We start from the raw sequence: 7574 nt of genomic DNA on the forward strand, positions 1-7574 counted from the left end.
CCTGATCTGCGGCGGACCGGAGATGGTCCGCGCTACCAAAGACGCGCTGATCGCCAAAGGTGCGCCACCGGAGCGTATTCAGCACGACCCGTTGTCCAGCTAGTGTCATCGGGTGCACATCGTCACGCTGAGCGATCCGTCATCCGAAGTAGAGGCCCAGTTCGTCCCAGAAGCCGGCATGATCGGCATATCGCTGACCGACTCGGGGGCCGAACTACTCGGCCAACGACGCGGACTCGACGCCTACGTGGCCAACGGAAAAACAATGGGCATCCCGCTGTTGTATCCCTGGGCAAATCGGCTGGGCGCCAACACATACGAAGCCGAAGGCAAGACGGTCACGCTGACTGCCGGTGAATACGGGGTACGGGCCGATCCCAACGGCCTGCCGATTCACGGTGTGCTGGCGGCCTTTCCGAACTGGCGGGTGACGCATGAATCCGGTCACCAACTGACCGGCGAAGTGGACTTCACTGAGGACGAAGAGTTGTTGGCCAGCTTTCCGTTTCCGCACCGACTGGCGCTGACCATCACGCTGTTCGAGCGGATCTTGCGGCTACGCCTTTCGGTGACCCCTACCGGCGAGCTCGCCGTGCCGCTGTGTTTCGGTTTTCACCCGTACCTTCAGCTACCGGACGTGCCGCGCGATCAGTGGCTGATCGAGACGCCGGCGATGCGCCATCTGACGCTCGACGACAAAGGTCTTCCCACCGGCGAGGCGGTCGTCCAGCCCGCCCTCAGTGAACCGTTGGGCGACAGGGCTTTTGATGATGGGTACGACCAGGTCGCCGACGGCGCGGCGTTCGCGGTTTCCGGCGGAGGCCGCCGGATCGAGGTGCACTTCGAAGAAGGCTATCCCGCGGCGCAAATCTTCGCTCCGCTCGGGGAGAACCTCGTCTGCTTCGAACCGATGGCCGCCGTCACCGATGCGCTGCGCCGTGGCGGTTACCGGTCAGCGCAACCCGGCGACTGGGGAATCGCCCAGTTCTCGATTCGGGTCTAGTGGTCGCCCATCGCCTCGGCCCAGTCGATATGACCCTCGAAACCAAGCGTTTTCGCCATGTCGCGGTAGCGATCCCGGAAGTCCGTGTACGCCGCGGCTTCGCTGCGGGCCTGGGCCAGTAGAGCGCGCAGCCGCAGCAGCCAGATATCGCGTATAACAACGCCTTCCGTCGGCGTCCGGGTCAGGCGATCGATTGCGGCCTTCGCTTCGGCCACGTCATCGTTGGTCCCGCGATCCAGCAGTATCTGGACCAAAAGACCCGTGGCAGCAGCGCCATAGATGAGTGGCTGTCCCTCGCGGAAGAGATAGTCTAAGGCGCCGCGCATTCGGGCGATGGCCTCGCCGTGGTCGCCGCGTCGAGCCATCTCACGTGCCAAACACACAGTGAGGAGCGGTAAGTCGCACAGGTTGTGCTTCCGCTCCAGGAACACAGCACTGACCTCGGCCAGGATCTCTCGCCCGCGGTCTTGGTCCGCGAGCGTGTGACGGTGCACCAACGCAATGCCCAACGCCATCCGGACCTGCGCCAACGCCAAGTTGTCACCGGCCCTTTCAGCGATGCGCAAGGCTTGCTCGATCTCGCGCATCACGCCATCGTCGGGCCGCAATGCGCCGTTGCAGATTCCCGGGGCGTAGACGTAGAAGATGGCTCTGACGTACGCCGTCGGGTCGGCACCGCGGGCCATTGCTAAACCGCGACTCAGGTCATCGCGCCAACCGCGATCGCCCACGGAATACCGTGCATTACCCCTCGCGTAGATGACGGCTGCTAGCGGCGATCCGATGAGAAAGTTGCCTTTGGACGGATCACCGTCAGCCAGGTCGATAACCACTTGCGACCATCGCAGGACGTCAGCCCACTCGCCACCTTCACCCTTGACGTAGATTGCCAGCGGTGACAGCCCCACGGTCAAGGTCGGATCATCGATAGATTCGATCAGGGCCATCGCTTCGGATGCCAGTCCGGAAGCCTCGCGCATCCGATCCTGAAACATGCGATCGATCGCCAGCCCCGCCATGGCAATCGCCAATGACGTCTTGTCCCCGGCGGCGGCACACAGCTCTCGCAGTTCCTCGAACCGGTCGTCGGCATTGTCCACGTGAGCCCGCCAGGCAATCCCACACAGCATGGTGCGCGGAGCAATGCGCATGGCTGGCCGGTTCGGGTCCCCGCCGGGTAGGGCGTCGGCGATCTGGGCGGCGCGCTCCCAACTCATTCGCGCCGCGTTGATGTCGCGGTGGGTCGCCCAGCTCGCCGCGCGCATGTGCCACCCGAAGGCCACCTGCAGGTCCCCCGCGGCCTCCAGGTGTTCGGCGATCAACGCGGCATGCTCATCGACCGCCGCCGGGTCACGCGATTCGATCGCGGACGCCACGCGGCGGTGCAGCTCGGCACGATCAGATTTCAGTTGCGTTTCGTAGGCCACCGTTCGGATCAGTGGATGGTGGAATGCATATTCGGGCTCACCGGTGAAACGCGTCTGATCGATGAGCTCGGCTGCAAGCAAGTCCGCCAGGACTGGTTCGATCCCCACCGTTTGCAACAGGTTCGCGTCGAATCGCGAGCCGATCACCGCCGCTGCGCTCAGGGTGCGTTTGGCTCCGGCGTCGAGGCGGTCGATGCGCGCGGCGATGGTGGCCTGCAGCGTAGCCGGGACGCTGACCTCGGCCAGCGCTGCCGTCGACGCGTAAGCGCCGTGAGTCCCGCGCAGCACACCCCGCTCGACCAGGTCGCGCACCATCTCCTCGACGAAAAATGGATTACCGGCAGCGCGCCCGGCGATGAGATCGGTCAGCGCGCTGACCGAGGGGGCCGGTCCAAGTAACTGTGAGACCAGCGCTACTGTCTCTGAATCATTCAGCGGGGCAAGGGCTATCGTTTGACCACCGCCTACCTGGCTTAACACGCCCCGGTATTCGGGCCGGTAGGTGAGCAGCACCAGCGACGGCGTCTGCGGAACCACCGTGACGAAGTCGGCCAGCATCGACTCACTGACCGCGTCCATCCAGTGGACGTCCTCGATGACATAGACCGCCGGGGCCGTGCGGGCCAGCGACGCGGCATTGATCAGGGCGGTGAGCCGCCGCCGCCTTGCGTCCGGACCAAGTGCCGGCAGCGTGACATCCGGGTCGGCGATGCCCAGCAGATCGTCGAAAAGCAGCAAGTCCTCGGGCTCGGCGTCGGGAGCTTGGTCCCGGACCTTGGCCCGGGCAGCCGCATCGTCCAGGTCCTTCAGGCCGAAGGCCGCCCGCAGCAAGCGCGCTACCCCGTGAAAGGGAATGTCGCTGGCGTGCGATTCGCAATAGGTCGTGAATACTTCCGCGCCCTGGGCGGCTGCCGTCGCGGCAACCACCCGCACCAGACGGCTCTTGCCGATGCCCGGTAAACCCGCCACGCCGACCACCGCGCCTCGGCCGTCGAAGGCGCGTTCCAGCAGGCTCTCGATGGCGGCAGTTTCCCAGCGCCGGCCGACCAGATGCGACTCGGCACGTCCGAGCGGGCGCTGACCTTCCGATACGCTCAGCAGCGTTCTGGCCCGCACCGGCTGATCGGCACCTTTGATGTGGACCAGCTCAACATCCCCGAGTACCACGGTCCCCTCGACCAGCCGCGCAGTGGATTCGCTGAGCATCACTCCATTCGGCGGCGCCACCGACTCCATCCGTTGGGCCATCCCAACTTGTTCACCGATGGCGGTGTAACCCGCAGCGCCCGAGCCGATCTCGCCGGCAATCACCTGACCGGAGTTGATGCCGATCCGCAAACGCAGGTCGATCGTGTCACGTCGCTCGACTTCGTCCGCCAGCAGTGCGACCTCTCGTTGGATGCTCAACGCCGCCAGGCAGGCGCGTGCCGCGTGGTCCTCGAGCGCGACCGGCGCGCCGAAGACCGCCATAATGCCGTCGCCGGTGAACTTGTCCAGCGTTCCGCCGTAGCGCCGCACCACCGTCGCTGAACGCTCGACCAACTCGGTCATGATCTCGCGCAATCGCTCGGCGCCCACCGATGCCGCGATGTCCATCGAATGCACGACATCGGCGAATAGCACCGTCACCTGCTTGTATTCAGCTGGTTTCGAGGCTGCCGACACGGCAGTGCCGCACTCGCTGCAGAACTTCGCGGTCGCCTGAAGTTCTGCCTCGCATGCGATACACGCCGGCGTGGCCGTCATGCGCCAACAATAACGATCACCAGCGCCAAACGGCACTTTTTATCAACCGGGAGGCAGCAGCCAGGGTCGTGGACGGCGCCGACCATAGCCCTGGGTTCGGTTTTGCGGCGAGACGCGATCAGCGCCGCGTCAGCGGCGCGGTTTCCAGACCACCACGGCGGTGCTCTTGGGCACCACCGCGATGTCGCGTCGCTGGTTGCCCCGCAGCACCTCGAGCTCGGCGGCCATCTCCTTCAGCCGTGACTGCAGGGCGTCGACCTGGTTGGTCAACTCGATAATCCGTTTGATACCTGCCAGATTGACGCCTTCGTCCTGCGAAAGCCGCTGCACCTCGCGGAGCAGATCCACGTCATGCTGCGAATAACGGCGTCCGCCACCGGAACTGCGGTCAGGACTGACCAGCCCGAGCCGGTCGTAGGTCCGCAGCGTCTGCGCATGCATACCGGCCAGCTCGGCGGCCACCGAGATCAAAAACGTTCGGGCTTCGTCCTTCTTGGCCATCAGCGATTACCTGCCCATCCGGCCCGCGGGTCGAAACCACTGGACCGCTCGGCAACGGCGTAGGCCTCCAGCGCTTCTTTCGCGGCGCCTTCCAGGTTCGGCGGGACCGCGACTTTCACGGTGACCAGCAGGTCACCCTGACCGCCGGAGCGCTTGGGTACACCGCGGCCGCGTACCCGCAGGATCCGACCGTCGGTCGTCCCCTTGGGCACCCGGACACCGACCTTGCCATCCAGGGTCGGCACGGAAAGTGTTGTTCCCAGTGCTAATTCGCTGAAGCTGACTGGAACGGTGACGGTGAGATCGTCGCCGTCACGCGCGAACACCTTGTCCGGGCGCACGTGCACGGTGACGTATAGGTCACCCGACGGAGCGCCGCGCAATCCTGCTTCGCCCTGGCCGGCCAGCCGGATCCGCTGCCCGTCTTCCACGCCCGGGGGTATCCGGACGTTGATGGTGCGGGTGCGGGTCGTGACACCGGTGCCCTTGCATTCATCGCAGGGATGCTCGATGATCGACCCGCTACCGCGGCACTCGGTGCACGGCTCGGAGAAGCCGAAAGCCCCCTGGTTGCGGTTGATTACGCCCGCGCCGTTGCACGTCGGGCAGACCTTCGGGCTGGTGCCCGGCCTGGCTCCGCTGCCATGACAGTTGGTGCACGGCGCCGGGCTGGTCAGCCGCAGCGGCATCGCCACGCCCTTGGTGGCCTCCATGAAGTCGAGTTCGGTCTCGGTCTCCAGGTCGTTGCCGCGACGCGGCCGGCTGGGCCGGGTCTGTGCGCCGCGTCCGAACAATCCGCCGAACAGGTCCCCGATGTTGTTGCCGCCGCTGCGGCCGGCCGCGTCGAACAGGTCGTTGAGGTTGAACTCAGCGCCGTCTCCGCCCACACCGAAGCCGCCGGCGAAGTCGCCCCCGCCGCCGTTGAATCGCCGGCCGAATCCCCCGCCGGCGAAGAGCCGACGGGTTTCGTCGTACTCCTTGCGCTTGGCCTCATCGGACAAAACGCTGTATGCCTCGGAAACTGCCTTGAACCGTTCGGCCCCGTCCGGGTTCTTGTCCGGATGCAGGTCGGACGCCAACTTGCGGTACGCCGTCTTGATGTCTTTGGCGCTGGCGTCAGAGGAGACGCCGAGCTCTTTATAGAAGTCCTTTTCGACCCATTCACGTTGAGCCATAGCGCGTCACCTCCTTCGCCTTCCTCGAGTCCTGCCGTCGTTGTTACTCCGACGGTTCTGATTCTGCGTGCTGCTCACCCTCGTTCGCGTCGTTATCGCTTGGGTCGGCGGTCGGCGAGTTATCCGCGACGGTGTCGACCACGCCGACCAGCGCGTGCCGCAGCACCTGCTCGCCGAGCTTGTAGCCCTGTCGCATCACATTGCCGATCACCGGCTTGGAGCCTTCTGCGCCGTCGCCCTCGTGCTGCACGGCCTCGTGCAGCGCAGGGTCGAAGTCGTCGCCCTCGGCGCCGAAGGCCGTCAATCCGAGCCCGGTCAGTGCGCCGAACAGCTTGTCGGCGACCGACTTCAGCGGGCCCGAATCGAGGTCTCCGTGGCTGCGTGCCCGCTCAAGATCGTCCAGCACGCCCAGCAATTGGCTGACCACCGCGGCTTTCGCCCGCTCGGCGGTCGCCTCCTGGTCGCGCAGGGCCCGCTTGCGGTAATTGGCGTAGTCGGCCTGCACGCGCTGCAGATCAGCGGTCAGCTCGGCAACCTTCTCGTCAGAGGTAGAGACCTTGCCGGCCGGCGCTTCCGGGGCCGCCCCCGAAGGGGCGGCACCAGAAGCTACGTGACGTACCTCGCCGGTCTCAGGATCAATCCGCCGCTTGTCGGTGACGGTTACCTGCTCTTGCGGATTGCCTTCGGTCACTGGCCCTCCCGGTCATCGTCGACCACCTCCGCGTCGACAACATCATCGGCACCAGATCCGCCCGGACCGGGCTCGGCGCCACCGGCGGCCTGCTCGGCCTGGGTGGACTCGTAGATGGCCTGACCCAGAGCCTGCGACTCCTGGCCCAGCTTCTCCATCGCGGACTTGATGGCACCGATGTCGGTGCCGCCCAACGCCGTCTTGGCTTCGGCCACCGCGGCGTCCACCTTGTTCAGCGTGTCCTCGGGAACCTTCGAACCGCCTTCGGCTTCGCGTTGCTCTTTGACGAACTTCTCGGTCTGGTAGACCAGCGTCTCCGCCTGGTTGCGGACGTCGGCTTCCTCGCGGCGCTTACGGTCCTCGTCGGCGTGCGCCTCGGCGTCCTTGATCATCCGGTCGATCTCCTCCTTGGACAGGCCGGAGCCTTCCTGGATTTTGATCGTGTTCTCCTTGCCGGTGCCCTTGTCCTTGGCCGTGACGTGCACGATGCCGTTGGCGTCGATGTCGAAGGTGACCTCGATCTGCGGGACACCGCGCGGAGCCGGCGGGATACCGGTCAGCTCGAACGAGCCGAGCAGCTTGTTGTGCGAAGCGATTTCGCGCTCACCCTGGAAGACCTGAATCTGCACCGACGGCTGGTTGTCGTCGGCCGTGGTGAAGGTCTCCGACCGCTTTGTCGGGATGGTGGTGTTGCGCTCGATCAGCTTGGTCATCACGCCACCCTTGGTTTCGATACCAAGGCTCAGCGGTGTGACGTCAAGCAGCAGAACGTCTTTCACCTCACCCTTGAGCACACCGGCCTGCAACGCGGCACCCACGGCGACGACCTCGTCGGGGTTGACACCCTTGTTGGGCTCCTTGCCGCCGGTCATCTCCTTGACCAGTTCGGTCACCGCGGGCATGCGGGTGGAACCACCCACCAGCACCACGTGGTCGATCTCCGACACCGCGATACCGGCGTCCTTGATCACCGACTGGAACGGCTGCCGCGTGCGGTCGAGCAGGTCCTGGGTGATCTTCTGGAACTCGGC

General features: G+C 65.4%; 7 protein-coding genes. 2 read left to right on the forward strand and 5 right to left on the reverse strand.

The features are described from left to right. Positions 1-103: hypothetical protein (locus VN856_RS15785; RefSeq protein ID WP_325690642.1), on the forward strand; the 103-nt coding region annotated here is incomplete at its 5' end. Positions 104-112: 9 nt separating this feature from the next. Then, positions 113-1003 carry an aldose 1-epimerase gene (locus VN856_RS15790; protein ID WP_325690632.1) on the forward strand — a complete coding sequence of 297 codons (891 nt, stop codon included), beginning with the start codon at positions 113-115 and terminating at the stop codon, positions 1001-1003. Here the strand turns inward: VN856_RS15790 and VN856_RS15795 are convergent. The 5 genes from VN856_RS15795 to VN856_RS15815 form a co-directional block, all read right to left on the reverse strand. After that, the gene (locus tag VN856_RS15795; RefSeq protein ID WP_325690634.1) at positions 1000-4176 is read right to left on the reverse strand and encodes an AAA family ATPase; all 3177 of its coding nucleotides are present in this window, start codon (positions 4174-4176) and stop codon (positions 1000-1002) included. The two genes, VN856_RS15790 and VN856_RS15795, sit on opposite strands and share 4 nt — an antisense overlap. Positions 4177-4305: 129 nt before the next feature. Further along, complete coding sequence (locus VN856_RS15800) at positions 4306-4677, reverse strand: heat shock protein transcriptional repressor HspR (RefSeq protein ID WP_325690636.1); 372 nt, start codon at positions 4675-4677, stop codon at positions 4306-4308. Then, a complete protein-coding gene (gene dnaJ / locus VN856_RS15805; RefSeq protein WP_325690638.1) occupies positions 4677-5852 on the reverse strand; it encodes a molecular chaperone DnaJ in 1176 nt (391 codons plus the stop codon). The genes VN856_RS15800 and dnaJ overlap by 1 nt, the downstream gene beginning before the upstream one ends. Positions 5853-5895: 43 nt before the next feature. Then, positions 5896-6543: a nucleotide exchange factor GrpE gene (gene grpE, locus VN856_RS15810; RefSeq protein ID WP_414686970.1), complete on the reverse strand. Its 648-nt coding sequence runs from the start codon at positions 6541-6543 to the stop codon at positions 5896-5898. After that, positions 6540-7574 (reverse strand): Hsp70 family protein (locus VN856_RS15815; RefSeq protein WP_325690640.1); only part of this gene is annotated, 1035 nt, incomplete at its 5' end. The genes VN856_RS15815 and grpE, both read right to left, overlap by 4 nt.

This window comes from Mycobacterium sp., assembly GCF_035603715.1.
Taxonomy (GTDB): domain Bacteria; phylum Actinomycetota; class Actinomycetes; order Mycobacteriales; family Mycobacteriaceae; genus Mycobacterium.

Coding starts and splice junctions, on each gene's coding strand:
- dnaJ (WP_325690638.1), bottom strand. CDS start 5,852: ATGGCTCAACGTGAATGGGTCGAAAAGGACTTCTATAAAGAGCTCGGC.
- VN856_RS15800 (WP_325690636.1), bottom strand. CDS start 4,677: ATGGCCAAGAAGGACGAAGCCCGAACGTTTTTGATCTCGGTGGCCGCC.
- VN856_RS15795 (WP_325690634.1), bottom strand. CDS start 4,176: ATGACGGCCACGCCGGCGTGTATCGCATGCGAGGCAGAACTTCAGGCG.